Origin of the sequence: Actinomadura xylanilytica (assembly GCF_030283145.1) — a bacterium.
Classification (GTDB): domain Bacteria; phylum Actinomycetota; class Actinomycetes; order Streptosporangiales; family Streptosporangiaceae; genus Spirillospora; species Spirillospora xylanilytica.
The window spans coordinates 1,253,134-1,278,081 of record NZ_JASNWE010000003.1 but is presented as its reverse complement, the minus strand read 5'-3'; the positions used below and the strand labels follow the sequence as shown (position 1 = coordinate 1,278,081).

Here is a 24,948-nt window from a genome sequence, read left to right as displayed (position 1 = left end):
GGTCGGGGACCGGTTCCAGCGGGCATGCGGGCTCTTCAGCCCGGTGCGGATCTTGAAGAGTTCAGCGCTCGCGCAGGGGGGACACGGCCTCTCCACCCTCCGGTGGAGCTTCAGGACTCCAACCCGGGTCCGATCCGCGCCGGACGGGCGGTCCTTAGCGTTGAGGCATGAACACGCTGGACAGTGTGCTCCTCGCCATCGCGGTTCTGGCCCTGGTCCTCTACCGGCAGCTCCGGACGAGGCGGCTCGACGAGGGCCGCCTCTACGTCCTCCCCGTGTTCCTCGGCGTCGTCGGCCTGTTCCAGGGGAGCCTGGTCGACAAGGTGCACCCGGCGCTCAGCATCGGGCTGCTCGCCGTCGAGGCCGTCGCCGCGCTGGCGCTCGGCGGGCTGCGCGCGGTGACGGTGCGGATCTGGCGGGACGAGCGCGGCGTGCTCTGGAAACGCGGCAACGGCTGGACCGCGGGGGCCTGGCTGCTGTCGATCGCGGTCCGCGCCGGGATGATCGGAGCCGGATACGCGGCGGGGATCGTTCCGGGCGCGGGCGGCGTGCTGCTCTTCCTCGGCCTGACCCTGCTGGCGCAGAACCTGCTCGTCGGATGGAGGGCCAGGCGGCTGTCGCCGGCTTCAGCGTCTAGCGTCGTGCCGTGAGATTCGGCGGGTTCACCCTGTGCCGGTGGCACGCGCAGCTTTTCGTCATCGTCCCCCTGCTGGTCTGGGCGGCGGCCTCCTACGTCCGCAGCCTCTACAGCACCGAGCCGCGACCGTCCCTGCACGGGGCCGGTCTGCTCGTCGTCGTGCTCAACGTGGCCACGGTCGCCGCGCTGTCGGCGGGCCTCTGGCTGACGCGCAAGGAGGCGGGCCAGCCGCGGTGGCGCGCGGAGTCGCTGCTACTGACGGCCATGGCGACCTCGCTGTGGCAGTACGCGATCTCGCCGGACGGCGGTGCGCCCTACGTCTTCGCCATGATCGCGCTGTGGTCGCTGCTGCACCGGTTCAACCTGGCCCTGGGGATCGCCTCGACCGCGGCGACGGCCCTGACGATCGGGCTGCTGGGCGCGCTGTTCCGGACGGACGGCGCGGAACTCGGGCTGATGGCGGCGTTCGTGGGGGTGGCCTTCGGCGCGCTGGGAGGCCGCCAGAGCAAGGAGGCGAGGGAGGCCACGCAGAGGGCCGAGGCCGCCAACGCCGTGCTCGCCGAACGGTCCCGTATCGCCCGCGAGATCCACGACATCCTGGCGCATTCGCTGTCGGCACAGGTCGTCCACCTGGAGGGGGCGCGGATGCTGCTGTCGCGCGAGGGCGACCGGGTGCAGGCGCTGGACCGGGTCGAGCGCGCCCAGCGGCTGGCCCGCGCCGGCCTGGAGGAGACGCGGCGGGCGCTCGCGACGCTCCGCGGTGACGCCCCCGCCCCCGAGGAGGCCCTCGCCGAGCTGGCCGAGGAGTTCTACGCCAGCACCGGCCGGGCCTGCGAGATCGAGGTGACCGGGGAGCCGCGCGAGCTGTCGCCGCAGGCCGGCCTCGCGGTCACCCGCACCGCGCAGGAGGCGCTCACCAACGTCCGCAAGCACGCGCCCGGCGCCCGCGTCCACGCCGCGCTGCGCTACCTGGAGGGCGTGGTCGAGCTGGACGTGGCCGACAGCGGCGGCACCGAGCCGGTGCTGGAGGTCCTGGGCGGCGGCTACGGCCTGGTCGGCATGAGGGAACGGGCCGAGCTGATCGGTGGGACCCTGGAGACCGGACCGGAGGACAAGGGATTCCGGGTGTTGCTACGGGTGCCGCTGTGACGGAGAAGACGAGGATCCTGGTCGTCGACGACCAGACGGTGGTGCGGGAGGGGCTGGTGCTCCTGCTGGAGCTGCTGCCCGGCATCGAGGTGGCGGGCGCGGCGGGCGACGGCGAGCGGGCCGTGCAGATGGTCGCCGAGGTGCGCCCCGACGTGGTGCTGATGGACCTGCGGATGCCCCGGATCGACGGGGTGGAGGCGACCCGGCTGATCAAGCGGGCGCATCCGGAGGTGGAGGTCGTCGTGCTCACCACCTACGCCGACGACGATTCGATCTTCGCCGCGCTGCGCGCCGGGGCCCGCGGCTACCTGACCAAGGACGCCGGTGCGGACGAGATCGCGCAGGCCGTCCGGGCCGTGCGCGGGGGAGCCTCGCAGCTCGACCCGGCCGTGCAGCGCCGCCTGGTCGAGGCGGTCGCCTCGGGCGAGCGCCCGGCGCGCGGCGGCGGCCTGCCCGACGGCCTGACCCGGCGCGAGGCGGAGGTGCTCGCGCTGATCGCCAGGGGCCGGTCCAACACCGAGATCGCCGGTGACCTGTTCATCAGCGAGGCCACGGTCAAGACCCACATCAACAACCTGTTCGCCAAGGCGGGCCTGCGCGACCGGGCCCAAGCCGTCACCTACGCCTTCCGCCACGGTTTGGCCGCCCCCTAGGCGATCGTTCTGGTCTGGCCGACGGCTGGTGGGACGAGAGCGCTTGCCAAGCAAACGCTTGATCGGAGATGCTGGCCGCGACCACAGCGGGAGGGGCGGGCCATGCCGGACCAGGAGCACATGAAGGGCGCGTTGCAGCGCTACGTGGACGGCTTCAACGCGGGCGACGCGGCGGCGGTCTCGGCGCTGTTCGCCGACGACGCGGTGGTCGAGGACCCGGTCGGGCATCCGCAGGTCGTCGGCCGGGAGGCGATCGACGCGTTCTACGCCAACGCGGTCGGCGCGGGGACCAAGCTCTCGCTCGACGGCCCGATCCGCGGGTCCTACGGGGACCGGGCGGCGATGGCGTTCACCGTCGCGGTCCCGGGCATGGGGCTGCGGATCCGCGTCATCGACGTCATGACCTTCGGCGCGGACGGGCGGATCGTCCGCATGGAGGCCCATTGGGGCCCGGACGACCTCGAGGGGTGACAGGCCCGTGACAACGCAGTGTCGAGCGAGGTCCGGACGGGGGATGACCGGGTGTTGCCACGTCCGGATGAGGCCAAGGGTGATGGGTTGCTTGAGAAACGATCCTGTTTTTAGATCGCGTCTGCGAGCACTTGTATGACGCGTGTCACATGGATCCCGGCGCGCGTCACTCCGGGGGCCGGCCTGTGATCCACCGGGATTGATCACCCCGCACCGTCACGTCATACGCCGGAAGCAGCGACCTGGGCCGATTTCTAGGAGGATCGATGAAGGCCCTAGTCAGACGTATCGGCACACCCACCCTCGCGGCGCTTGCCGCGATCGGCCTCACCGCGGCCACCGCGTCCGCGACCACCGTCCACCGGGACACCGCGGCCGGAGCCAGCTACTCCGGCCCGTACCAGATCACCAACATCGGCGCCCTGACCATCTCGGGTTCGGGCATCACCGCCAGTTGCTCGGGCGTCGACCTGCGCGGCGACCTGACCTCGTCCGGCACGGGCACGCTCACCAGCGCGTCCGTCACCGGTTGTACGAGCTCGCTGGGCAACGCCACGGTCAAGTTCCTCAACCTGCCCTACACCCAGGGCAGCCTCACCCAGGGGAACGGGCCCGCCGGCAGCGACGGCAAGCTCACGTTCAGCGACCCCAACCTGTCCATCCAGGCGACGTTCTCGCTGGGCACGTGCACCTACGGGTTCGGCGGCTCGACCACCAGCCTGAGCTTCAACGTCTTCAACCGTGACAACGCCGGCCGCCCGAACAGCGCCGACGATCTCCAGGGTCAGATCCTCAACGCCGGACTCAACAAGACCGGCGGCTCGGTGCTGTGCCCGGGCAGCGCCACCGCCAACGGCATCGGCAAGGCGCGCGGCAAGGTCACCACCGGTGCCGCCACCTACGACCAGAAGCTCTACCTCACCCCCTGAGAAAGGAAGCCGCTCCCCGGGGACGGAGCTGAACGAGCCGTCCTCCGAGCACGATCCCCCCGGGCCACTTCCGTCCCCCCCGGAAGTGGCCCGGTCCCGCCGTCGTCCCGTTCGAGAAGCCCGCTCCTTCGACCCCAACTCACAGAAGGCGACCAACACGTGAAGCTCTTCTCACGCACAGCGGCCACGGCGGCGCTGGCGGCTCTCGGTCTGGCGGCGCTCACCGGCACCGGTACCGCCGCACCGGCCGCACCGGCGGCGGCGCAGCCGCCGACCCCGGCCTTCAACATGAAGGACGACTGCCCGGCACTGCCCTCCGGCGCCGAGCACCCGGAGTGGTGGACCTGCCTGGTCATGGTCGTCGCGGGCGGCTCGATGAAGCTGGGCGGGATCTCCCAGCGGTTCACCCAGCCGATGCGGATCGCCGTCCAGGCCTCGCCGGACGCGATCACCGAGGTCGCGATGACCGGCGAGCCGATGACGGTGCCCGGCGGCGTCCTCGGGATGCTCGGCCTGCCCTCGTGGCCGGGCGCCGACGAGATCCCGGGCATCAAGCTCCAGGTGAAGCCGGAGTACGCCGGCGGGTTCAAGCTGGAGCTCCCGAACGCCTCGGTCAGCATGCGGGTCCAGATCCTCAACCTGCTGGTCGGCGACAAGTGCTTCATCGGCACCGAGGCCGACCCGATCAAGTTCAACATGGCGATGGATCCGAACAAGCTCGTCGTGGCGGCCCCGGGCGACCCCGCGCACCCGATGGACGACCCGACCGTGCTGTACGGCGAGGCCGAGGACAAGACCTTCACCGTGCCCAAGACCGACGGCTGCGGGCTGGTCGGGCCGATCGCCGACTGGAAGGCCGGCCTGCCGTCCCCGGCGGGCAAGAACGAGGCGAGCTTCCAGTCGTTCATCGCCATCGCCCCCTACGCGGTGGACGCCACCGCCCGCCGCCCCGACCCCCGCACGCTCAAGATCGGCTGATCGTCCCGGCCGTCCCGTGCAGCTCATGCCCGTCCCGTCCCGCGGGGCGGGCATGATCGCGTTCGGGTCGATTCCGTCCTGCCCGGCTGATAGAAGGTGATCATTCGTCGAGCAGGAAGGAGTCAGGCCCATGGACGACCACCGGATGTTCCACGGTCTGCCGGTGGTGCCGGTCGATGACGATCCCCCCGAGCACACCCTCTTCAGGCTTGCCGACTACCAGCAGATCCTGGCCATTCGGCTGCGCCTGCTGGAATCGGACGAGGAGGCCGCCGCGGAGGTCGACCGGTTCGCGCTGAAGCTGAGGGACCTCGCCCGGCAGATGACCGAAGACGGCCTCCGCCACGGGCCGCCAGTGGCCTGGCGGATCGCCGCCGAGGACCGTGCTCGCTACGGCGGGGTCTCCGTTCCCTTCGACGAGGTCTTCGAGCGCTTCCTCTACCAGGTCGACACCACCCAGGTGACGGCCCTGGTCGTCGGCTTCTGGGGTGGGCTCCACGAAACGGACAAACCTGATCCGGTGGAGCTGCTGGTGAAGGCGGCCGACGCGCTGCCGGAATTGCGCGCGGTGTACCTCGGCGACATCGGGGCCGACGAGCAGGAACTGTCCTGGATCATCCACAAGGACGTCACCCCGCTCATCGAGGCGTTCCCGAACCTGGAACGGCTCGATGTGCGCGGCGGGGGGATGTGGCTCCGCCCCTTCCGCAGCGAACGGCTGAAGACCCTGCGGCTCATGTCGGGCGGGCTCCCGGCCGACGTGGTCCGGGCCGTCGCCGCGTCCGACCTGCCGGCTCTCGAACGGCTGGACCTGTGGCTAGGCGACCCGCACTACGGAGGCGACGCGGCCGTCGCCGACCTGCTGCCCGTCCTGAGCGGCGAGCGGCTGCCGGCGCTGCGCCACCTCGGCCTGGAGAACAGCACACTGGAGGACGAGATCGCCGCGGCGGTCGCGGGAGCGCCGATCGTCGCGCGGCTGGAGACGCTCAGCCTCGCGCGGGGCCTGCTGACCGACACCGGCGTGGAGGCTCTGCTGGCGGGCCAGCCGCTCACCCACCTGGAGAAGCTCGACCTGCACCACCACTACGTGGGCGAGCGGATGGCCGGGTGGGTCCGCGACCTCCTGCCCGGCGTCCAGGTCGACCTGAGCGACCGCATCGTCGTGAACGAGGGCTACGCACCGTACGTGGAGGACTCCGAATGACCCGGAGCCCCGGATCCGCGCGGATGTCGGCGGATCCGGGGCCCTGAGCCCGGAGGTCGTGGGTCGGTCACTCCTCGGCGGGCGGCTCGCCTTCGCCTTCGCCTGAGCCGTCCGCGCCGGCGCCGGACTCGTCACCGGCGGAGTCCGCCCTGGCGGGTTCGCCGCTCGCGGCGTCGCCGGGGAACGGGCCCAGCGGGCCGCTGATCGCCGCCACGCTCTTGTCGAGCTTCTCGCCGGAGCCGTCGCGGCGGCCCAGCTCGGTGGTGAGGGTGAGGAACGTGCCGTCGGCGCCGATGGCGCGGAGCGGGACCGGGCCCGCCCAGGCCATGATCAGGGAGTCCTCGCCCTTGAGGAAGCGGTGCGACCGGACGCCGCCGGTGGCGCGGCCCTTGGCCGGGAAGTCGGCGAAGTCGGCCACCTTGATCGCGCCGGTCTGGGTGCCGGGCAGCGCCGAGGACGAGCCGGAGATGGTCACCACGCGGGACTCGCGGCCGGGGTCGAGCGCGCCGAACCAGACGACGTGCGCGTCGGTGGCGAGCTTGACGCCCGCCATGCCGCCGGCCGGGCGGCCCTGGGGGCGGACGTTGGCGGCGCTGAAGTGCAGGAGCTGGGCGTCGCTGGTGATGAAGACCAGGTGCTGCTCCTCGGAGAGGAGCTGGACGGCGCCGACGACCGTGTCGCCGTCCTTGAGGCCGATCACCTCGAACTCGTCGCGGTTGGCGGGGAAGTCGGGGGCGACCCGTTTGACCACGCCCTGGGCGGTGCCGAGCGCCAGGCCGCCGCCGGTGTCGGCGATGGCGCCGACCCCGACCACGGTCTCGCCCGGCGCGAGGTCGACGTACTCGGTGACCGGGGCGCCGCCGGCCAGGGACGGCGGGCTCGCCGACGGCGGCAGCGTCGGCAGGTCGAGCACGTCGATCCGGATCATGCGTCCGAGCGAGGTGACCGCGCCGATCTGGCCGCGCGCCGTGGCCGGGACGCAGGCGAGCAGCACGTCGTGCGGGGCGCGGGCGCCCTCGGTCGCCAGCGGCTCGGGGCCGTGCGTGCGGGCCATCAGCCCGGTGGACGACAGCAGCACCATGCACGGGTCGTCGGGCACCTCCAGCGGCACCGCGGCGGCCTTGGTCTGGCCGGACGCCTCCAGCAGGACGGTGCGGCGCGGGGTGCCGAACTCGGAGGCGACGTCGGCCATCTCGCGCGAGACCACCGAGCGCAGCTTCTTCTCGGAGTCGAGGATCGCGGTCAGCGCGGCGATCTCGCGGCGCAGCTGCTCCTTCTCCTTCTCCAGCTCGAGCCGGTCGTAGCGGGTGAGCCGGCGCAGCGGGGTGTCCAGGATGTACTGGGCCTGGATCTCCGACAGCTCGAAGATCTGCATCAGCCGCTGCTTGGCCTGCCCGGCGTCGTCGCTCTGCCGGATGACCTGGATGACCTCGTCGATGTTGAGCAGCGCGACCAGCAGGCCGTCGATCAGGTGCAGCCGGTCCTCGCGCTTGCGGCGGCGGAACTGCGACCGGCGCCGGACCACGTCGAGGCGGTGGCCGACGTAGACCTGGAGCAGCTCGCGCAGGCCGAGCGTGCGCGGCTGGCCGTCGACCAGCGCGACGTTGTTGATGCCGAAGGTCTCCTCCATCGGCGTCAGCCGGTAGAGCTCGGCGAGCACGCCCTCGGGGTTGAAACCGTTCTTGATCTCGATGACCAGGCGCAGCCCGACGTTGCGGTCGGTGAGGTCCTTCAGATCGGCGATCCCGTTGATCTTCTTGGCGTTGACCAGTTCCTTGATCTTCGCCTTGACCCGCTCGGGGCCGACCGCGTAGGGCAGCTCGGAGACGACGATGCCCTTGCGCCGCGGGGTGACGCTCTCGATCCGGGTGGTGGCGCGGGTGCGGAAGGTGCCGCGGCCGGTCAGGTAGGCGTCGCGGATCCCGTCCAGCCCGACGATCTTGCCGCCGGTGGGCAGGTCGGGGCCGGGCACGAAGCGCATCAGGTCCTCGAGCGAGGCGTCCGGATGGTCGATCAGGTGCCGGGCCGCGGCGACGATCTCGCCGAGGTTGTGCGGCGCCATGTTGGTCGCCATGCCGACCGCGATGCCGGACGCGCCGTTCACCAGCAGGTTGGGGAACGCGGCGGGCAGGACCTCGGGCTCGGTCTCCTGGCCGTCGTAGTTGGGCCGGAAGTCGACGGTGTCCTCGTCGATGGAGGCGACCATCTGCATCGCCGCGCGGGACAGCCGCGCCTCGGTGTACCGCATGGCGGCCGGCATGTCGTCGCCGCCGAGCGATCCGAAGTTGCCGTGCCCGTCGACCAGGGGGATCCGCATCGCCCAGGGCTGGGCCAGCCGCACCATCGCGTCGTAGATGGCGCTGTCGCCGTGCGGATGCAGCTTGCCCATCACCTCCCCGACGACGCGGGCGCACTTGACGTGCCCCCGCTCGGGGCGCAGCCCCATCTCGTTCATCGAGTACAGGATCCGCCGCTGGACGGGCTTGAGCCCGTCGCGCGCGTCGGGAAGCGCCCGCTGGTAGATGACCGAGTAGGCGTACTCGAGGTAGCTTCCGCGCATCTCCTCGGAGACATCGACGTCGACGATGTTCTCTTCGAAGTCCGGCGGCGGGGGAGGGGCTTGGGATCCGCGTCGTGCCATGAGCACATTGTTGCCGGTCCGGGGGACATCTTTCGCCCGCCCCACCCGGCGCGCCGCCGCGGTTGGCCGATTCGCGCCGGTTTCCGGCCCCGCGGCGCCCGCCCCCGGGCTCGTGGGGGACGGCCGTCACGTGGGACATTGTCGCTGGAACGGATTGGTTTCGCAGCGGCCCCGTGCGCCGCGTCCCGCCGGAGGTTTCATGAGCGCGCTGGCCGATTTCCAGAACGAGATCTACCTCAAGGGCCTCGGAGATGTGCTTCCCGAGCTGCCCACCGACCTGACCGGGCTGGAGGGGCTCGCCGAGCGGAGGCTCTCGGCGCAGGCGTTCGGGTACGTGGCGGGCTCGGCGGGCAGCGAGGCGACCGCGCGGGCCAACCGGGCCGCGTTCGACCGGTGGCGGATCGTCCCGCGCATGCTGCGCGACGTGGCCGAACGCGACCTGTCGGTGCGCGTGCTCGGCACTGCGATGCCCGCGCCGGTGCTGTTGGCGCCGATCGGCGTGCAGTCGATCCTGCACCCGGACGGTGAGCTGGCGGTGGCGCGGGCGGCGCAGGCGGCCGGGGTGCCGATGGTGCTGAGCACGGCCTCCTCGTACGCGATGGAGGACGTGGCGGAGGCGAACGGCGACGGGGCCCGCTGGTACCAGCTCTACTGGCCCAAGGACCGCGACCTGGCCGTCAGCTTCCTGGAACGGGCGAAGGCAGCCGGGTACACGGCGCTGGTGGTCACGCTCGACACCTTCACCCTGGCGTGGCGTCCCCGCGACCTCGACCAGGCGTACCTGCCGTTCCTGCGCGGCATCGGCGTGGCGAACTACTTCAGCGACCCGGTGTTCCAGCAGGCCGTCGGCGGGCCGGTCACCGACGCCAACCGCGACACCGCCCTGCTGCACTGGATCGCCAACTTCGGCAATCCGTCGCTGACCTGGGAAGACCTGGCGTTCCTGCGGGAGCACTGGGACGGCCCGATCGCGCTGAAGGGCATCCAGCATCCCGACGACGCGCGGCGTGCCGTGCACGCGGGGATGGACGCGGTGATCGTGTCCAACCACGGCGGCCGGCAGGTGGACGGAGCCGTCGCCTCGCTCGACGCGCTGCCCGCGGTGGCGGACGCCGTGGGGAACCAGATCTCCGTGCTGTTCGACAGCGGCGTCCGTACAGGTGCCGACGTCGTCAAGGCGCTCGCGCTGGGGGCGCAGGCGGTACTGGTGGCTCGTCCGTACGCCTACGGCCTGGCGCTGGGCGGTGAGGCGGGTGTCCGGCACGTGCTGCGCTGCATCCTCGCCGAACTGGAGCTGACGATGACGCTGTCCGGGCTCACCCGCCCGGACGAGCTCAGCCTGGACACCCTCGTGCGCGCGTGACCCCCGTACCCGCCTGACAGATGTCATGGGTGGACCGTGCGAACGTCCCGGCCGGCTCCTGACGCGCGTGACTGCCCACCAGGGCGGACGGACGGCAGCATGGAGGGCATGAAGGCACCCGTGATCGAGGTACGCGAGTTGCAGGCACGTCCTGGTGGGCGGAAGGCCGCCGGCACTGTCTCGTTCACCGTGGCCGAAGGGGAGGTCTACGCGATCCTTGGCCGGTACGGGGCGGGCAAGACGACGCTGCTGGAGATCCTGGCGGGCCTGCGGCGGCCGGCGGGCGGCACGGTCCGCGTGGCGGGCGCCGACCCGTACGCCCGTGCCGGGTCGGCGCGGACGGGCGCGGTCTGGCGCGACGGCGGTCTGTTCCCCGGGCTGACCGTCGCCGAGATCGTCGGCACCTGGCGGCGCTGGACGCTCGACCCGCTCGGCCGGGACGAGGCGCTGCGGCTGGTCGGGCTGGCGGACGCGGCGGACGAGCCGTTCGAGCGGCTCACGGCGGGACGGCGGCGCCTGCTGGACCTCGCGCTGGCCCTGGTCGGACGGTCCGACGTGCTCCTCCTGGACGAGCCCACCGCCGGACTGGACGAGGCGTCCGCGCGGGAGGTCCGGGCGGTGCTGCGGCTCCTGGCCGGGCAGGGCGTGGGCGTGGTCCTGGCCACCCGCGACCCGCACGAGGCGTGCCGCGCCGACCGGGTCGGGGTCCTGGACGAGGGCGCGCTGGTCACCGGCCGCGACTCCGCCCGGCTCCGGGCCGCGTGATCGCGGCCCGGAAGCGCGTACGCTGAGGCCCCCTCCCGTGACAGCAGAGGCGGCAGGACCGGTGCAGCCCAGGATTCCGCGTCCCACGGTGATCGCCGCGATCATCGTGGCGATCACGCTGGTGACCCTCGCCGGGATCCTGCTGCCCGCCTTCTGGTACGAGCTGTTCGACCGGCGCGACCCGGGCCGCGTCGCCCTCGCGGTGGCCGGCACGGGCGCGGTGGCCGCCCTGTACGGGCGGCTGCTGTGGCTCAACCTGATGCGGCGCACCGCTCCCGGCCACCGCTTCGGCCTGGCCGCGATCGTCGCCGTCTGCTGGGCGCTCCCGGCGCTGCTCGGCACCGGGGGCGGCTGGGGCAACGCCCTGGTCGTGCACGCCGGCCTCATCGCGATCGTGCTGCCGATGCGGCAGGCGATCGGCGCGACGGCGGCGGCGACCGTCCTCACGCCGGTGTACGGGCTGGTCCTGGGGCTGCCCGGCCCGACCCTGCTGTACGAGGTGACGGGCATCCCGATGGCGGCGTTCTCTGGGTATGTGACGGTCTGGTTCTTCCATGTCGTCCAGGAACTGCGGGAGGCGCGCGCCGAGCTGGCCCGCTCGGCCGTCGGCGAGGAGCGGCTCCGCTTCGCCCGCGACCTGCACGACGTCCTCGGCCACAGCCTCCAGGCGGTCGCGCTGCGCGCCGAGGTCGCCGAGCGGTACCTGGAACGCGATCCCGGCCGGGTCCGCAAGGAGCTCACCGAGATCCAGACGGTGGCGCGCGACTCGGTCCGCGACGTCCGGGAGATCGTCCGCGGCTACCGGGCGACGTCGCTGCGCACCGAGCTGGACGGCATGTCGGCGGTGCTGCGCGCGGCCGGGATCAGCTGCGCGGCCCCGGAGATCTCCCCGGAGCTGCCCGCGCACGTGCACGAGCCGCTCGGCTGGGTCGCGCGGGAGGCGGCCACCAACGTGCTCCGGCACTCCAGCGCCACCTGGTGCGTGATCACGGTCGCGGCCGACGCGGCCCGGGTCCGGGTGGAGATCAGCAACGACGGTGCCGCGCGCCGCTCGGCGGGCGAGGCCGGCAGCGGCCTGGCGGGCCTGGCCGAGCGGATCGCGGCGGCGGGCGGCGAGTTCAGCGCCGGCCCGGTGGGCGACGGGACGTTCCGGGTGGCGGCGGCGGTGCCGGCCGGGCCGGGGGGAGACACATGATCAGGGTGCTGCTGGCCGACGACCACCTGCTGATCCGGGAGGCGCTGGTGCTGCTGCTGGAGACCGAGGACGGTATCGAGGTCGCCGCCGACGTCGGCCGCGGCGACGAGGCGGTCGAGCGGGCGCTGGCCCTCGAGCCCGACGTCGCCGTGCTCGACATCGACATGCCCGGCCTGGACGGGCTCGCCGCCGCCGAGCGGCTGTCCCGCGAGCTGCCCGGCTGCCGGCTGGTGATCGTGACCGCGCACGGCCGTCCCGGCAACCTGCGCCGGGCGATGGCCGCGGGGGTGCGCGGCTTCCTCGGCAAGGACGCCCCGGGCGCGCGGCTCGCGCAGGTCATCCGGCAGGTCGCGGACGGCGCCCGCTACATCGACCCGCAGCTCGCCGCCGACGCGCTCGCCGCCGAGGAGTGCCCGCTCACCCCGCGCGAGCTCGACGCCCTGCGCGCCGCCGCGGGCGGCGCCCCGGTGTCCCGCATCGCGCGCGGCCTCGGCCTGTCGGAGGGGACCGTCCGCAACTACCTGTCGGCCGCCGTCACCAAGCTCGGCGTGGAGAACCGGCACGCCGCCGCCCGCGTGGCCCGCGACCTCGGCTGGCTCTGACCCGTCCGGCGGACGTCAGGCGGAGACGCCGCCGTCGATGACCAGGCCGTGGCCGACGACGAAGGCCGACTCGGGCGAGGCGAGCCACAGGACGGCGGCGGCGATCTCGGCGGCGCCGCCGACGCGGCCGATCGGGATGTGCGGGGCGAGGCGGGCGTCGCGGTCCGCCGGGGCCTCCCCGGGCAGGAAGGTCATCGGCGCGTCCACCGGGCCGGGGGCGACCGCGGTGATCCGGACGCCGTCGCCGATGGCGTCGCGGGCGGCGGCGCGGGTGAGCGCGACGACGGCCTCCTTGGTGGCCGCGTACGCGCCGAGCCCGGGGACCGCGGTGACCGGGTTGGACGCGGTGTTGACGATCGTCCCGCCGCCGTTGCCGCGCATGTGCGCGATCTCGTGCTTCATCGACAGGAACACGCCGGTGAGGTTGGTGCCGACCATGGCGTTCCAGGTGTCCTCGTCGAGGTCGGGGACGGGGCCCGCGCCGAGCACCCCGGCGTTGTTGAACGCCACGTGCAGGCCGCCGTGCCGGGCCACGGTGGTGGCGACGAGCCGTTCGACGTCGGCCGAGCGGGACACGTCGGCGGTGGCGTGGTCGGCCCGGCCGCCCTCGGCCTCGATCAGCTTCACGGTCTCGGCGAGGGGCTCGGCCCTGCGGCCGGAGACCATGACGGTGGCGCCCTCCCGGCCGAACGCGAGGGCGGTGGCGCGGCCGATGCCGGTGCCGCCGCCGGTGATCAGGACGACCTTGCCGGTGAAGCGTGCGGTCATGACTGCCTTCTTTCAGGATCGATCGGTCTAGAAAACGGGGTCGACGAAGCCCGTCCGCAGGGACAGGGACGGGTCAGGAGAGCAGGGCGAGGGCCTCGGCAGTGGCGTCGCGGAGCCGCGCGGACTCGCCGGGCGTCCGGCCGAGCACCCGGATCCCCTGGAACAGCACCAGCAGGAACCGGGCGAGCCTTCGGGGGTCCTTGTCGGGCGCGAGCTCGCCCTGGGCGCGGGCCCGGATCAGCGCCGAGGTCAGCGCCGTCTCCAGAGTGTTCCAGCTCGACTCGACCAGGCGGGCGGCCTCAGGGTCCCTGGCCGCCAGCTCGACGGCCGCGTTCACCACCATGCATCCGAGGTTGCGCGGATCGCCGGCCGACTGGTCGGCGAACCGCTCGATCAGCGACCGGACGGCCGGCAGTGCCGGGCCCGGCTGGGACAGCGCATCGATGATCATGGGGTCGGTTCTGCCGAGGTAGCAGCCGAGCGCCTTGAGGTAGAGCTCGTGCTTGCCGCCGTAGGTGGCGTAGAGGCTCGCGCGGGCGATGCCGAGGTGCGCCACGAGGTCGGCCATCGAGGTCGCCTCGTAGCCGCGCTCCCAGAACAGCTCCAGCGCGCGCTGAAGCACCGCGTCCGGGTCGAACTCCTTGGTCCTCGCCATGGACCCGACCCTAGAGCGATGTAGATCGATCGGTCAAATATAACGGTCCAACGGCGGGCACAAGGATGGCCGGGCGGGTCAGAGCCGCTGGCGTGCGGGGACGGACGGACGGTCCAGGTCGAGCGCGTCCAGCACCGAGCCGTCGTCGGCGAGCGCCTCGATGACCGGGCCCCGGCGGGCCGCCCACACCACCACCACATGGCCGTGCCCGGGAACGTCGAGCACCCGCTTGCCGACCCGGATCCGGGTCACCTCGGTCGAGACGCGGAGCTGGACCTGGTTGACCCACTTGGCGCCCCAGGGCAGGAGCCGGTTGGCGTTGCGGACCGTCCGGCCGGCCCCGTACCGCTGGAGGTGGCCCCCCAGGTCGTCGGCGGAGCGCCGGGCGAGCGGCTCGTCCGGGGCGCACCCGCCGGCGCCGCCCAGCTCCATCCACTCGCCGTCGCGGCGGTGGAACGTCCAGCCCTCGATGAACGGGGGGACCCGGCTCGGCATACCGCCGGTCTGATGGAGGAAGCTGACGACGGCGACGTCGCCGTCCACGTCGAGGCCGAGCGGAAGGAAGTCCCGTCCTTCCTCCCAGGCGGCCGGCTCGGGCACCGGCAGTCCCTCCCGTAGGAGCCGCAGGCACTCCTCGTGCACCTCGTGGTCGTTCATCTCGCGGGACCTCGTGATCGTGCAGACAGGGCAAAGGGCCCTCCCGCAAGAGGACCCCTACGTCGGACTCACTCTAGAGGTCCGGCTCGTCTGGTTTCACCCATCTGCCGTACTCATGTCATCGCGTTGCCGCCGAAGCTCCCCCCGAAACGGCACGCACGGCGAGAACGGTGCAAAAGGCGGCCAAAGGGAGCTCGGCCCCCACCGCCAGGGACACCGCCACCGCCCGCTCGGCCCCGGACGCGGCGGTCATCACGTCGAACCACGCGTCCATCAGCAGCAGCGCCGCAGTGGCCGCCGCGGTGAGGCCGTGCCGGGCGTCCCGCCGGGTGACCAGCGCGCCGGTGCTCATCAGGCCCGCCGCCAGCATCAGGTCCAGCCCCACCCACGCCGTCCCCCAGTGGGACACCTGGGTGGTCGAGGGGAGCCGGTTCGCCAGCGTCCAGACCCAGGGCACGAGCGCCGCCCCCGCGGCCACGAGCCCCCAGCCGGCCCAGCGCCCGCGCGCCCCGGTGAGCGCCCGCTCGGTGAGCCGAACGCGGCCGTCGGGGCGAAGGCGACCGGCGGGCCGAACCGCCCCCGGGGCTCCGGCGGCGCCCCGGGCGCGGACGCCGCGGACGTCACAGGCGGGGCGGATGAAGCGGATCGCGCCGGGCCGGCTCGGCGGGACGATGGCGACCATGGGGGCGTGCTCCTCGATCTGCGGTGAAGGTGATCCGCACCCTTCTCGGGGCGCTGGTCTCCAGCCTCCCGGGAAGCGGCGTCACAGTCAGTAGCCCGGATATCCGACCCGAGGTGGCACTAGGTTCACCCCCGAAGCGGCACCAGGGTTCATGGCGCCCCGTCATCTGTGGCAATACGGTTCATTCATGGCATCCATCTCTCCGGTGCGGCACGCCTTCGCGCACGCTCCGTGGTCACGGGCGGCGTGGCGGGACACCGTGTTCGCCGTCTCAGGGGTGCCGCTCCAGTTCGCCGGATGGACGATCCTCGGCCTGCCGTGGACGCTCTGGACGCCGGTGAACGTGACGCCGATCCTGTTCCTGACCGGCTGCACGATCGTCCTCGCGCTGCTGGTGATGGTCCCGCTGACGTCGGCGCAGCGCGAGCGGTTCTGGGCGATGCTGGGGCTCGACGTCCCTCCGCTCCCGGGCCTGGAGGGCAGGCGCTGGTGGAACACGCCGCGCGATCTGCGCGTGCCCGGGCTGTGGCGGGTGCTGCGCTACCACCTCCTCATCGGCCCGATGCTCGCCTTCGGCGGGCTGCTCACCTGCGCGACGTGGGCGGCGGGCGTTCTGCTGGCCGGGATCGGCACCTACGCGTGGGCCCTCCCCGACACCAGCGTGTTCAGCCTGAGCACGCACGCGATCCGGATCGGCCTGCTCACCGCGCTCGGCGTGCTGCTGCTGCTCGCCGCGCCCTGGGTCGCGGCGGCCACCCGCAACCTGGACGCCCGCGCCGCGCTCGCGCTGCTCGGGCCCGACCGGGCCGAGGAGCTGGAGCGCAGGGTCGAGGACCTCGCCGAGAAGCGCGCCAGCGTGGTGGACGCCGCCGACCTGGAGCGCCGCCGGATCGAGCGGGACCTGCACGACGGCGCCCAGCAGCGGCTCGTCTCCATGGCGATGAACCTCGGGCTCGCCCGCGAGACCCTCACCGGTGTCCCGGACGAGGCGATGCGGGTGATCGTCGAGGCGCACGAGGAGGCGAAGGAGGCGCTCACCGAGCTGCGCAACCTGGTCCGCGGCCTGCACCCGGCCGTGCTGGAGGACCGCGGCCTGGACGCCGCGCTGTCGGGCGTCGCCGCCCGGGTGCCGGTGCCGGTCCGGCTGAGCGTCCGGGTGGAGCCGCGGGCCTCGTCCACCGTCGAGGCCGTCGCCTACTTCGTGGTCTCGGAGACGCTCACCAACATCGTCAAGCACGCGCGGGCGACCGCGGTCGACGTCGAGGTGGCCCGGACCGGTGACGTGCTCGGGCTGAAGGTCGTCGACGACGGGGTGGGCGGCGCCGACCCGGCCGGCGGGACGGGGCTGCTGGGGCTGGCGCGGCGGGTCCGGTCCGTGGACGGTACCTTCCGGATCGCCAGCCCCGCAGGGGGCCCGACGACCGTCACCGTGGAGTTGCCGTGCGCATTGTGATCGCCGAGGACTCGGTCCTGCTGCGAGCCGGACTGATCAAGCTGCTGGAGACCTCGGGGTTCGAGGTGGCCGCCGCGGTCGGCGACGCCGACGCGCTGCTCGCCGCGGTCCGCGAGCACCGTCCGGACGCGGCGATCGTGGACGTGCGGATGCCCCCCGGCTTCACCGACGAGGGCGTGCGCGCGGCGCTGGTGATGCGCCGCGAGTCGCCGGAGGTCGCGGTGCTGCTGCTGTCGCAGTATGTGGAGGAGCGGTACGCCGCCGACCTGCTGTCGACCAACACCAGCGGCGTCGGATACCTGCTCAAGGACCGGGTCGCCGACGTCGCGGCGTTCCTGGACGCGCTGCGCCGCGTCGCCGCCGGCGGCACCGCGCTGGACCCCGAGGTCGTCTCGCAGCTCCTGCTGCGCCGCAACCGCGGGCCGCTCGACCGGCTCACCCCGCGCGAGCGGGAGGTGCTCGGGCTGATGGCCGAGGGCCGCTCGAACGCGGGCATCGCCGCCGCGCTCGTGGTGAGCGAGAGCGCGGTCGCCAAGCACATCAACAGCATCTTCGCCAAGCTCGACCTCCCGCACGCGGAGGGCGACCACCGGAGGGTCCTCGCAGTGCTCCACTTCCTCGGCGGCGACACATGACCGCTCCCACGCGGGACGCCGCGCCGCCCGCCGCCGGCACCCCCGGGCTCCCCCCGGACGAGTCCGGGGGGAGCGCCGCGCCGCCGCCGGACCGGCCCAGGCGCAGGGGGGTCTGGATCGCGCTCGCCGCCGTCACCGCGTTCGTGGTCGTCGCCCCGTCCTGCCTCCAGATGTGGGGACGCGCGATCCGGCAGAGCAGTGAGGGCTCGAAGGTCTACCGGCAGCCGATCAGCGAGATCCGGGTCAACTCCGGGGCCGCGACGCTGGCGCTCGGGCCGGGCCGGGACGGCCAGGTGACCGTGCGCAGGCAACTGCGCTGGTCGCTGGACAGGCCGCACGTCCAGGTCGCGGTGGCCGGGGAGGTCATGACGGTGGACTTCTCCTGCGAGGGGCGCTCGCAGTTGTTCTCCAGCCTGGACTGCGAGGGCGACCTCGACCTGCGGGTGCCGGCCGGCGTCCGACTCCGGATCAGCTCCGGTTCCGGCGAGGTCGGGGTCGGCGGCCTGTCCGGCGACCTCGATCTGCGGACGGGCTCGGGCGCGGCGAACCTCACCGGGCTGAGCGGCCCGGTCCACTTCTCGGCGGGCTCCGGCGAGGTCAAGGGGACGCGGCTCGCGACGCCGGAGCTGACGGGGCGGATCCACTCCGGCCGGATGGACCTCGGCTTCGCCGCGCCGCCGCGCCGGGTGACCGCGACCAGCGGCTCCGGCGAGGTGCGGATCGGTGTGCCGCGCGGGTCGTACTACCGGGTGCTCGCCCGCTCCAGCGCCGGCGGGTCGCACGTCAACGGGGCGCTCGTGGACCAGGACGCGCCCGCGATGATCTCGGTGCAGAGCGGCTCCGGCTCCACCTGGGTCGACTACACCGGAGCCGGCTGAGCCGCGGGAGGCTTCGCGGGATGCCGCTGAGCTGCGATTTGCGTCATTTATGACTTGCGGGTTTACTGACGGACATGACCGCCGTACGTCCGTGCCCGCCGCCCCGCCCGCAGACCATGCGGACGTCGCGAGCCATGCCCGGTGCGTGCCGCCGTCGAATGTGTGACCGCTGAGGGCCCCTGATCGAGCCTCGCGCCCCGAAGCGAGCAACTCCGAGACCCCCGAGTCGCGCTCATGAACATCGAACGCCATCTGCTGAGCCACGCCCCGTTTCCGCCGGGACGCTCCTGACCGCTGACCGCTGACCGCTGACCGCGTTCGGGCCCGCCGGCGTGCGGGTCCGCCGACCGCACGCGGGACCGCCTGACGCGTCCGGGTCCGCCCGCCGTCCCGGCTCGCCCTGATCCAATCGCCCCGCCGCCCCTGGGCGGCGCTCGCCCGCACGGATGATTTCCTGTGATTCAGATCGAAAAACTCAGAAAGGTCTACCGCGCCCGCCATCGCGCGGTGACCGCCGTCGACGGCGTCGACCTGGCCGTCCGCGAGGGCGAGATCTTCGGCGTCCTCGGCCGCAGCGGGGCGGGCAAGAGCACCCTGCTGCGCTGCGTCAACCTCCTTGAACGGCCCGACTCCGGCCGGGTGGTGGTCGGCGGCCGGGACCTGCTCGCGCTGTCCGGCGCCGAGCTGCGCGCCGCCCGCCGCGGCATCGGCATGATCCACCAGCACTTCGGGCTGCTCTCCGGCCGCACGGTCGCGGGCAACGTCGCCTTCCCGCTGGAGGTCATGCGGATGCCGCGGGCCGAACGCGCCGCCCGCGTCGCCGAGCTGCTCGAGCTGGTCGGGCTCACCGAGCACGCCGGGGCCTACCCGGCGCAGATCTCCGGCGGGCAGAAGCAGCGCGTCGGCATCGCCCGCGCGCTCGCCGGACGCCCCGAGGTGCTGCTGTCGGACGAGGCCACCTCGGCGCTCGACCCCGAGACCACCGCCTCGATCCTGGAGCTGCTGCGCGACCTGTCCCGCCGGCTCGGCCTCACCGTGCTGCTGATCACGCACGAGATGGAGGTGGTCAAGCGGATCTGCGACTCGGCCGCGATCATGCGCGCGGGGCGGGTGGTGGAGTCCGGCCCGGTCCGCGACCTGCTGCTGCGTCCCGGATCGGAGCTGGCCGGCGGGCTGTTCCCGCTGCCCGCGCCGGACGTCCGCGAGGGCGCCACCGTGGTCGACGTCACCTTCGAGGGCGACAGCGCCGACCGGCCGTTCGTGTCCGCCCTGGCCCGCACCTACTCCATCGACGTCAACATCCTCGGCGGCGCCGTCGAGCAGGTCGGCGACGGCCGGATCGGCCGGCTGCGCATCGAGCTGCCCGGCGACCCGGAGGTCAACGCGGCCCAGCTCGCGCACCTGCGCGACTCCGGGCTGACCGTCGAGGTGCACGGCGCGGGCGCCCGCCCGGGTGAGGGGGTGCGGCCATGACCTGGGACGAGATCAGGCCGATGCTCGGCCAGGCCACCCTGGAGACCCTCCAGATGACGGTGTGGGCCGCGGCGCTGACCGCGCTCGGCGGCCTCGTGCTCGGCGTGCTGCTGGTGGCCACCGGCCGCGGCGGGCTGCTGCCGGTCGCACCGCTCAACCGGGTGCTCGCCGCGATCGTGAACGTCGGCCGGTCGCTCCCGTTCATCATCCTGATGGTCGCGATCCTGCCGTTCACCCGCGCCCTCACCGGCACCACCATCGGCACCGCCGCGGCGATCGTGCCGCTGACCGTGGCCGCCGTCCCGTTCTACGCGCGGCTGGTCGAGACCGCCCTCCGCGAGGTCGATCCCGGCGTGATCGACGCCGCCCGGGCCATGGGCGCGTCCCGCTGGCAGATCTCCCGCAAGGTGCTGCTGCGCGAGGCCGCGCCGGGCCTGGTCGCCGGGCTGACGATCACCGTCGTGGCGATCGTCGGCTACTCCGCGATGGCCGGCGCGATCGGCGGCGGCGGGCTCGGCGACCTGGCCGTCCGCTACGGCTACCAGCGGTTCGAGACCGGCGTCATGGTCGCCACCGTCGTGCTGCTCGTCGTCGTGGTGCAGCTCGTCCAGACGCTCGGCGACCTGCTCGTCCGGCGCCTGTCCCACAAGTAACCCCATGAAGAGAAAGGCACTCCCCGTGCTCCGCAAGACAAGCATCGCCGTCGCCGCCGCCAGCCTGCTGCTCGGCCTGACCGCCTGCGGCTCGTCGGACTCCGGCTCGTCCGGCTCCGACCCGTCCGAGCCGCTCAGGATCGGCGCCTCCCCGTCCCCGCACGCCGAGATCCTCGGGTACGTGAAGCAGAACCTCGCCGCCAAGGCCGGGCTCGAGCTGGAGGTCAAGGAGTTCTCCGACTACGTCCAGCCCAACCTGGCGCTGGACGACGGGCAGATCGACGCCAACTACTTCCAGCACAAGCCGTACCTGGACGACTTCACCAAGTCCAAGGGCATCAAGCTGAGCTGGGTCGCGCCCGTCCACCTGGAGCCGCTCGGGGTCTTCTCCAAGAAGGTCAAGGACCTGAACGCGCTGCCGCAGGGCGCGACCGTCGCCATCCCGAACGACGCCACCAACGGCGCCCGCGCGCTGAAGCTCCTGGCCGACAACGGGCTGCTCACCCTCAAGGCGGACGCCGGGACCGAGGCCACCGAGAAGGACGTCGCCACCAACGCCAAGGGCCTGAAGTTCAAGCCGCTGGAGGCCGCGCAGCTCCCGCGCTCGCTCCAGGACGTGGACGCCGCCGTGATCAACGGCAACTTCGCGCTGGAGGGCGGGCTGACGCCGGCCACCGACGGCCTGGTCCTGGAGAAGCCCGAGGGCAACCCGTACGCCAACGGCGTCGTGGTCAAGGCCGGGAACGAGTCCGACCCGCGCGTGAAGAAGCTGGTCGAGCTGCTCCGGGGCCCGGAGGTGAAGAAGTTCATCGCCGACAAGTTCAAGGGCTCGGTGATCCCCGCCGCGTGATGCCGCGCGAGGGTCCCCGGACGGAGCGTCCGGGGGCCCTTTTCGCGCATCCGTCCCGGATCGTCGGCCGCTCCTGGTAGGACAGGGCGGAAGATCATCTGAAAGGGACCGGATGCGCAAGAACGACCACCTGGACGAGTTCGCCGGCCTGCCGGTGGCGGAGTTCCACCTGGGGATCACCGCGGACGACCCGCTCCCTCCGGCGGACGAGGTCGCCTGGCGGGTGAGCACGGTGACCGACGGGGGTCCCATCGACCCGGTCTTCGCGCACTTCCTGGAGACCGTCGACACCGCCCGGCTGACCACGCTGGTCATCGGCTTCTGGGGTCCCGACTACAGTCTCGACCCGGCGTACGAGGACCCCGACGACCCGGTCCCGCTGCTGGTCGCCGCCGCTGACCGCTTCCCGAACCTGCGCGCGCTGTTCTGGGGCGACATCGTGCAGAGGGACTCCGAGATCTCCTACATCGAGCCCTACGACATCACCCCGCTGTTCACGGCGTTCCCCGGGCTGGAGCGCTTGGAGGCCCGCGGCGCTCCCGACCTGCTGCCGGTCCGCAGCGAGGCGCTCAAGGTGCTGCGGCTGGAGTCCGGCGGCCTGCCCGGGCGCGATGTGCGCGGGCTGGCCGCGAGCGACCTGCCCGCGCTGGAGCATCTGGACGTGTGGCTCGGCGCCGCCTACTACGGCGGTGACGCGACGGTCGCCGACCTCGCCCCGCTCCTCACCGGGGAGCGGCTGCCCGCCCTGCGGCATCTGGGGCTGGAGGACAGCGAGATCCAGGACGAGGTCGCGGCGGCGGTCGCCGGGGCGCCGGTCGTCGCGCGGTTGGAGTCGTTGAGTCTGGCGTTGGGCAATCTGACCGACCAGGGCGCGGAGGCCCTGGTGTCAGGCCAGCCGCTCACGCATCTGCGTCGCCTCGATCTGCACCACCACTTCCTGAGCGACCCGATGGTCGAGCGCGTCCGGGCGGCGCTGCCCGGTGTCGACGTCGACCTCGGCGCCCAGCAGGACGATAACGAGACCTACATCGCGTTCGCGGAATGACCGGCATTGTCGGGCGCTCCTGGTAGGACAGTGCGGACGAATCAACGGTCGAGAGGGTTCTGATGGGCGTCTACAGCCATCTGGAGGAGTTCGCCGGTCTGCCGGTGGGGCAGTTCTCGGAGGAGATCACGGCGGACGTTCCGCTTCCACCCGCGGGCGAGTTCGCCTGGCGGGTGAGCGCGGAGTACGACGAGGCGCCGTTCGAGGAGGTCTTCGCGAACTTCCTCGACGCCGTCGACACGGCACCGATGACGGCGCTGGTCGTCGGTTTCTGGGGCGCGGGCCACGACGACGCCCCCGACCCGGTGCCGCTGCTCGCCGCCGCCGCGGACCGCTTCCCGAACCTGCGGGCGATCTTCCTCGGCGACATCATCGTGTACGAGTCGGAGATCTCGTGGATCCCGCCCTGCGACATCACCCCGCTCTTCGACGCCTACCCCGGCCTGGAGCGCCTCGAAGTTCGCGGCAACGTCAGGCTGGCGCCGGTCCGGAGCGAGGTCCTCAAGGTGCTGCGGCTCGAGTCGGGCGGCCTGCCGGGCGATGTCGTGCAGGCCGTCGCCGCGAGCGACCTCCCCAACCTGGAGCACATGGACCTGTGGCTGGGCGACCCCAACTACGGCGGTGACGCGACGGTCGCCGACCTGGCCCCGTTCCTGAACGGCGAGCGCTTCCCGGCGCTGCGGCACCTGGGGTTGGAGGACAGCGAGCTCCAGGACGAGGTGGCCGCGGCGGTGGCCTCGGCGCCGGTCGTCGCACGCCTGGAGTCGCTGAGCCTGGCGATGGGCGTCCTGACCGACGCGGGCGCCGAAGCGCTGCTGTCAGGCCAGCCGCTCACGCATCTGCGCCGCCTCGATCTGCACCACCACTTCCTGAGCGACCCGATGGCCGCACGCGTCCGGGCCGAGCTGCCCGGCGTCGACGTCGACCTCTCGAAACAGAAGAAGCCCGTCGACGACTGGCACTACATCGCGGTCTCCGAATGACCCCGCACCCCGACGGACAGGAGGGCCCCATGCTCCGGGTCGACTTCTACGCCACGACCGAATCCGAGCAACTCCCCGCCGCGGGTGAGGCCTCCTGGTACATCCGCTCCCAGTACGACGGGACGCCCTGGGAGGAGGTCTTCGAGCGCTTCATGCGGACCGTCGACACGACCCAGGTGACCGACCTGAGCATCGGGTACTGGGGACTGCACGACACCGTGGACACGTTCGCGTCGGACAAGCTGATCGAGGTCGCCGACCGGTTCCCCGCTCTCCGCGCGCTGTTCATCGGGGACATGTCGTCCGAGGACTGCGACATCTCCTCGCTCTGGCACGCCGAGCTGACCCCGGTCTTCACCGTGTTCCCCAAGTTGGAGCGGTTCGAGGTCAGGGGTTCCGAATCGAGCATGCTGCGCCCCTTCCGCAGCGAGACCCTGAGAACACTGCGAATCGAGTCGGGCGGGCTGGAGGGCGATGTCGTGCAGGCCGTCGCCGCGAGCGACCTCCCCAATCTGGAGCACCTGGACATCTGGCTGGGCGACCCCAACTACGGCGGTGACGCGACGGTCGCCGACCTGGCCCCGATCCTGGGCGGGCAGCGGCTGCCGGCCCTGCGGCACCTGGGGCTGGAGGACAGCGTGCTCCAGGACGAGATCGCGGCGGCGGTGGCCGGGGCACCGGTCGTCGCACGCCTGGAGTCGCTGAGCCTGGCGATGGGCACCCTGACCGACCAGGGCGCCGAGGCGCTCCTGGCCGGCCAGCCCTTGACCCACCTGCGCCGCCTCGACCTGCGCCACCACTTCCTCAGCGACGCGATGATGGAGCGTGTCCAGGCCGCCCTCCCCGGCGTGGAGGTCGACATGATGTATCGGAACCTGGCCGACGACGGCATCTACTACATCGAGGTCGCCGAATGACCCAGGCCCTCACACCGACCCGTCCGACCCGTCCGACCCGTCCGACCCGTTCGCTTCGGGGACGGAGCTCAGTGCGCGGAGGCGACGCGGACTAGACGCAGCTGGCCGATCTCGGCGACGTTCTTCATCAGCTCGGAATTCACCCAGCCGATCATGTGGGCGACGGTGTACTCGGGGTCGTCCCGCGACGGGAACGTGGCGGTCGCGTCCAGATCGGCGTCGGTGAGCCCGTCCAGCACCGCCAGCCAGTCGTCGCGGAGGCCGCGCAGCCATCCGGCGGTCTCGCGCTCGCCCGGCCAGGCGATCTCGGCGCGGTCACGGGGCGGACGGCCCAGCGCGTGGTCGATGGTCACGCTCCACCACCAGCCGATGTGCCAGCTCACCCAGGCGATGGTGGGAACCGGGACGGGGTCGGGCTCGGTCTCGGCCCAGTCCGGCGTCCAGGTCCCGGCGGCGTCGGGACGCATCGTCCAGCAGAGGGGCGCGGGCTCCCACAGGAGGTCGTCGGGCTCCAGCCGCTCCAGGTGGTACTCGAACAGCGACCAGGTCAGGTCGAACTGCCAGCGCAGCAGATCGCGTCGGGAGGCGTGCATCGGCCGATGCTTGCATACCGCCGCCCTGTCCGGACAGCCGATTTCCGGCCGGGGGCGCGGCCCCGGGAACCGTCCGGGTTTGTCGGGTGTGGCTGGTATGACAGGTCACACGATCCTTC

26 protein-coding genes are annotated in these 24,948 nt (G+C 72.7%); 20 read left to right on the top strand and 6 right to left on the bottom strand.

Translation table 11 applies throughout. The features are described from left to right. Nucleotides 1–167: 167 nt before the first annotated feature. The 7 genes from QP090_RS23465 to QP090_RS23435 all read left to right on the top strand — a co-directional run bounded on the left by QP090_RS23465 (nucleotide 168) and on the right by QP090_RS23435 (nucleotide 6,021). A complete protein-coding gene (locus QP090_RS23465) occupies nucleotides 168–650 on the top strand; it encodes a hypothetical protein (RefSeq protein WP_285941288.1) in 483 nt (160 codons plus the stop codon). Continuing rightward, complete coding sequence (locus QP090_RS23460) at nucleotides 647–1,786, top strand: sensor histidine kinase (protein ID WP_285941287.1); 1,140 nt, start codon at nucleotides 647–649, stop codon at nucleotides 1,784–1,786. The genes QP090_RS23465 and QP090_RS23460 overlap by 4 nt, the downstream gene beginning before the upstream one ends. After that, on the top strand, nucleotides 1,783–2,439 hold the full coding sequence (locus QP090_RS23455) for a response regulator (protein WP_285941286.1): 657 nt from the start codon (nucleotides 1,783–1,785) through the stop codon (nucleotides 2,437–2,439). Before QP090_RS23460 ends, QP090_RS23455 begins: the two co-directional genes overlap by 4 nt. Before the next feature lie 102 nt (nucleotides 2,440–2,541). Beyond that, nucleotides 2,542–2,910: a nuclear transport factor 2 family protein gene (locus tag QP090_RS23450; protein ID WP_285941285.1), complete on the top strand. Its 369-nt coding sequence runs from the start codon at nucleotides 2,542–2,544 to the stop codon at nucleotides 2,908–2,910. A gap of 266 nt (nucleotides 2,911–3,176) precedes the next feature. Further along, entirely contained in the window at nucleotides 3,177–3,839 is a 663-nt protein-coding gene (locus tag QP090_RS23445; protein WP_285941284.1) for a hypothetical protein, read from the top strand. A 159-nt stretch (nucleotides 3,840–3,998) separates the two neighbouring features. Further along, nucleotides 3,999–4,817 (top strand): hypothetical protein, encoded by an 819-nt coding sequence (locus QP090_RS23440; RefSeq protein WP_285941283.1) that lies wholly within the window; start codon nucleotides 3,999–4,001, stop codon nucleotides 4,815–4,817. 130 nt (nucleotides 4,818–4,947) lie between these two features. Continuing rightward, entirely contained in the window at nucleotides 4,948–6,021 is a 1,074-nt protein-coding gene (locus tag QP090_RS23435; protein WP_285941282.1) for an STM4015 family protein, read from the top strand. Nucleotides 6,022–6,088: 67 nt separating this feature from the next. Here QP090_RS23435 and QP090_RS23430 read toward each other — a convergent pair whose 3' ends face one another. Continuing rightward, complete coding sequence (locus QP090_RS23430) at nucleotides 6,089–8,662, bottom strand: DNA gyrase/topoisomerase IV subunit A (RefSeq protein ID WP_285941281.1); 2,574 nt, start codon at nucleotides 8,660–8,662, stop codon at nucleotides 6,089–6,091. A 199-nt stretch (nucleotides 8,663–8,861) separates the two neighbouring features. Here QP090_RS23430 and QP090_RS23425 point away from each other — a divergent pair, with 199 nt between their 5' ends. From QP090_RS23425 to QP090_RS23410, 4 genes are all read left to right on the top strand, one after another. Beyond that, nucleotides 8,862–10,025 (top strand): lactate 2-monooxygenase, encoded by a 1,164-nt coding sequence (locus QP090_RS23425; RefSeq protein ID WP_285941280.1) that lies wholly within the window; start codon nucleotides 8,862–8,864, stop codon nucleotides 10,023–10,025. Between the two features lie 108 nt (nucleotides 10,026–10,133). Then, entirely contained in the window at nucleotides 10,134–10,790 is a 657-nt protein-coding gene (locus tag QP090_RS23420) for an ATP-binding cassette domain-containing protein (RefSeq protein WP_285941279.1), read from the top strand. Nucleotides 10,791–10,851: 61 nt separating this feature from the next. Continuing rightward, a complete protein-coding gene (locus tag QP090_RS23415) occupies nucleotides 10,852–11,985 on the top strand; it encodes a sensor histidine kinase (protein WP_285941278.1) in 1,134 nt (377 codons plus the stop codon). Beyond that, a complete protein-coding gene (locus tag QP090_RS23410; RefSeq protein WP_285941277.1) occupies nucleotides 11,982–12,587 on the top strand; it encodes a response regulator transcription factor in 606 nt (201 codons plus the stop codon). Before QP090_RS23415 ends, QP090_RS23410 begins: the two co-directional genes overlap by 4 nt. Nucleotides 12,588–12,602: 15 nt before the next feature. On the opposite strand, the gene QP090_RS23405 is transcribed toward QP090_RS23410, so the two are convergent. The 4 genes from QP090_RS23405 to QP090_RS23390 form a co-directional block, all read right to left on the bottom strand. Then, nucleotides 12,603–13,355 carry an SDR family NAD(P)-dependent oxidoreductase gene (locus QP090_RS23405; RefSeq protein ID WP_285941276.1) on the bottom strand — a complete coding sequence of 251 codons (753 nt, stop codon included), beginning with the start codon at nucleotides 13,353–13,355 and terminating at the stop codon, nucleotides 12,603–12,605. Between the two features lie 73 nt (nucleotides 13,356–13,428). Continuing rightward, nucleotides 13,429–14,010 carry a TetR/AcrR family transcriptional regulator gene (locus QP090_RS23400; protein WP_285941275.1) on the bottom strand — a complete coding sequence of 194 codons (582 nt, stop codon included), beginning with the start codon at nucleotides 14,008–14,010 and terminating at the stop codon, nucleotides 13,429–13,431. A 78-nt stretch (nucleotides 14,011–14,088) separates the two neighbouring features. After that, nucleotides 14,089–14,667: a hypothetical protein gene (locus tag QP090_RS23395; protein ID WP_285941274.1), complete on the bottom strand. Its 579-nt coding sequence runs from the start codon at nucleotides 14,665–14,667 to the stop codon at nucleotides 14,089–14,091. Between the two features lie 118 nt (nucleotides 14,668–14,785). Further along, nucleotides 14,786–15,349 (bottom strand): hypothetical protein, encoded by a 564-nt coding sequence (locus tag QP090_RS23390; protein ID WP_285941273.1) that lies wholly within the window; start codon nucleotides 15,347–15,349, stop codon nucleotides 14,786–14,788. A 187-nt stretch (nucleotides 15,350–15,536) separates the two neighbouring features. On the opposite strand from QP090_RS23390, the gene QP090_RS23385 reads away from it, so the two are divergent. From QP090_RS23385 to QP090_RS23345, 9 genes are all read left to right on the top strand, one after another. Then, complete coding sequence (locus QP090_RS23385; protein ID WP_285941272.1) at nucleotides 15,537–16,802, top strand: sensor histidine kinase; 1,266 nt, start codon at nucleotides 15,537–15,539, stop codon at nucleotides 16,800–16,802. Then, nucleotides 16,790–17,437, top strand: coding sequence for a response regulator (locus tag QP090_RS23380; protein ID WP_285941271.1), 648 nt, complete (start codon nucleotides 16,790–16,792; stop codon nucleotides 17,435–17,437). The genes QP090_RS23385 and QP090_RS23380 overlap by 13 nt, the downstream gene beginning before the upstream one ends. After that, a complete protein-coding gene (locus QP090_RS23375) occupies nucleotides 17,434–18,315 on the top strand; it encodes a DUF4097 family beta strand repeat-containing protein (protein ID WP_285941270.1) in 882 nt (293 codons plus the stop codon). Before QP090_RS23380 ends, QP090_RS23375 begins: the two co-directional genes overlap by 4 nt. 456 nt (nucleotides 18,316–18,771) lie before the next feature. Continuing rightward, a complete protein-coding gene (locus QP090_RS23370) occupies nucleotides 18,772–19,788 on the top strand; it encodes a methionine ABC transporter ATP-binding protein (protein WP_285941269.1) in 1,017 nt (338 codons plus the stop codon). Next, complete coding sequence (locus QP090_RS23365) at nucleotides 19,785–20,441, top strand: methionine ABC transporter permease (RefSeq protein WP_285941268.1); 657 nt, start codon at nucleotides 19,785–19,787, stop codon at nucleotides 20,439–20,441. The genes QP090_RS23370 and QP090_RS23365 overlap by 4 nt, the downstream gene beginning before the upstream one ends. 4 nt (nucleotides 20,442–20,445) lie before the next feature. Continuing rightward, nucleotides 20,446–21,291 (top strand): MetQ/NlpA family ABC transporter substrate-binding protein, encoded by an 846-nt coding sequence (locus tag QP090_RS23360; protein WP_285941267.1) that lies wholly within the window; start codon nucleotides 20,446–20,448, stop codon nucleotides 21,289–21,291. Nucleotides 21,292–21,403: 112 nt separating this feature from the next. Beyond that, nucleotides 21,404–22,336, top strand: a complete 933-nt coding sequence (locus QP090_RS23355; RefSeq protein WP_285941266.1) for an STM4015 family protein — start codon at nucleotides 21,404–21,406, stop codon at nucleotides 22,334–22,336. Nucleotides 22,337–22,398: 62 nt separating this feature from the next. After that, complete coding sequence (locus tag QP090_RS23350; RefSeq protein WP_285941265.1) at nucleotides 22,399–23,319, top strand: STM4015 family protein; 921 nt, start codon at nucleotides 22,399–22,401, stop codon at nucleotides 23,317–23,319. A 29-nt stretch (nucleotides 23,320–23,348) separates the two neighbouring features. Then, nucleotides 23,349–24,236: an STM4015 family protein gene (locus QP090_RS23345; protein ID WP_285941264.1), complete on the top strand. Its 888-nt coding sequence runs from the start codon at nucleotides 23,349–23,351 to the stop codon at nucleotides 24,234–24,236. Nucleotides 24,237–24,304: 68 nt separating this feature from the next. Here the strand turns inward: QP090_RS23345 and QP090_RS23340 are convergent, their stop codons facing one another. Beyond that, nucleotides 24,305–24,829, bottom strand: coding sequence for a DinB family protein (locus QP090_RS23340; RefSeq protein ID WP_285941263.1), 525 nt, complete (start codon nucleotides 24,827–24,829; stop codon nucleotides 24,305–24,307). Nucleotides 24,830–24,948: the final 119 nt, after the last annotated feature.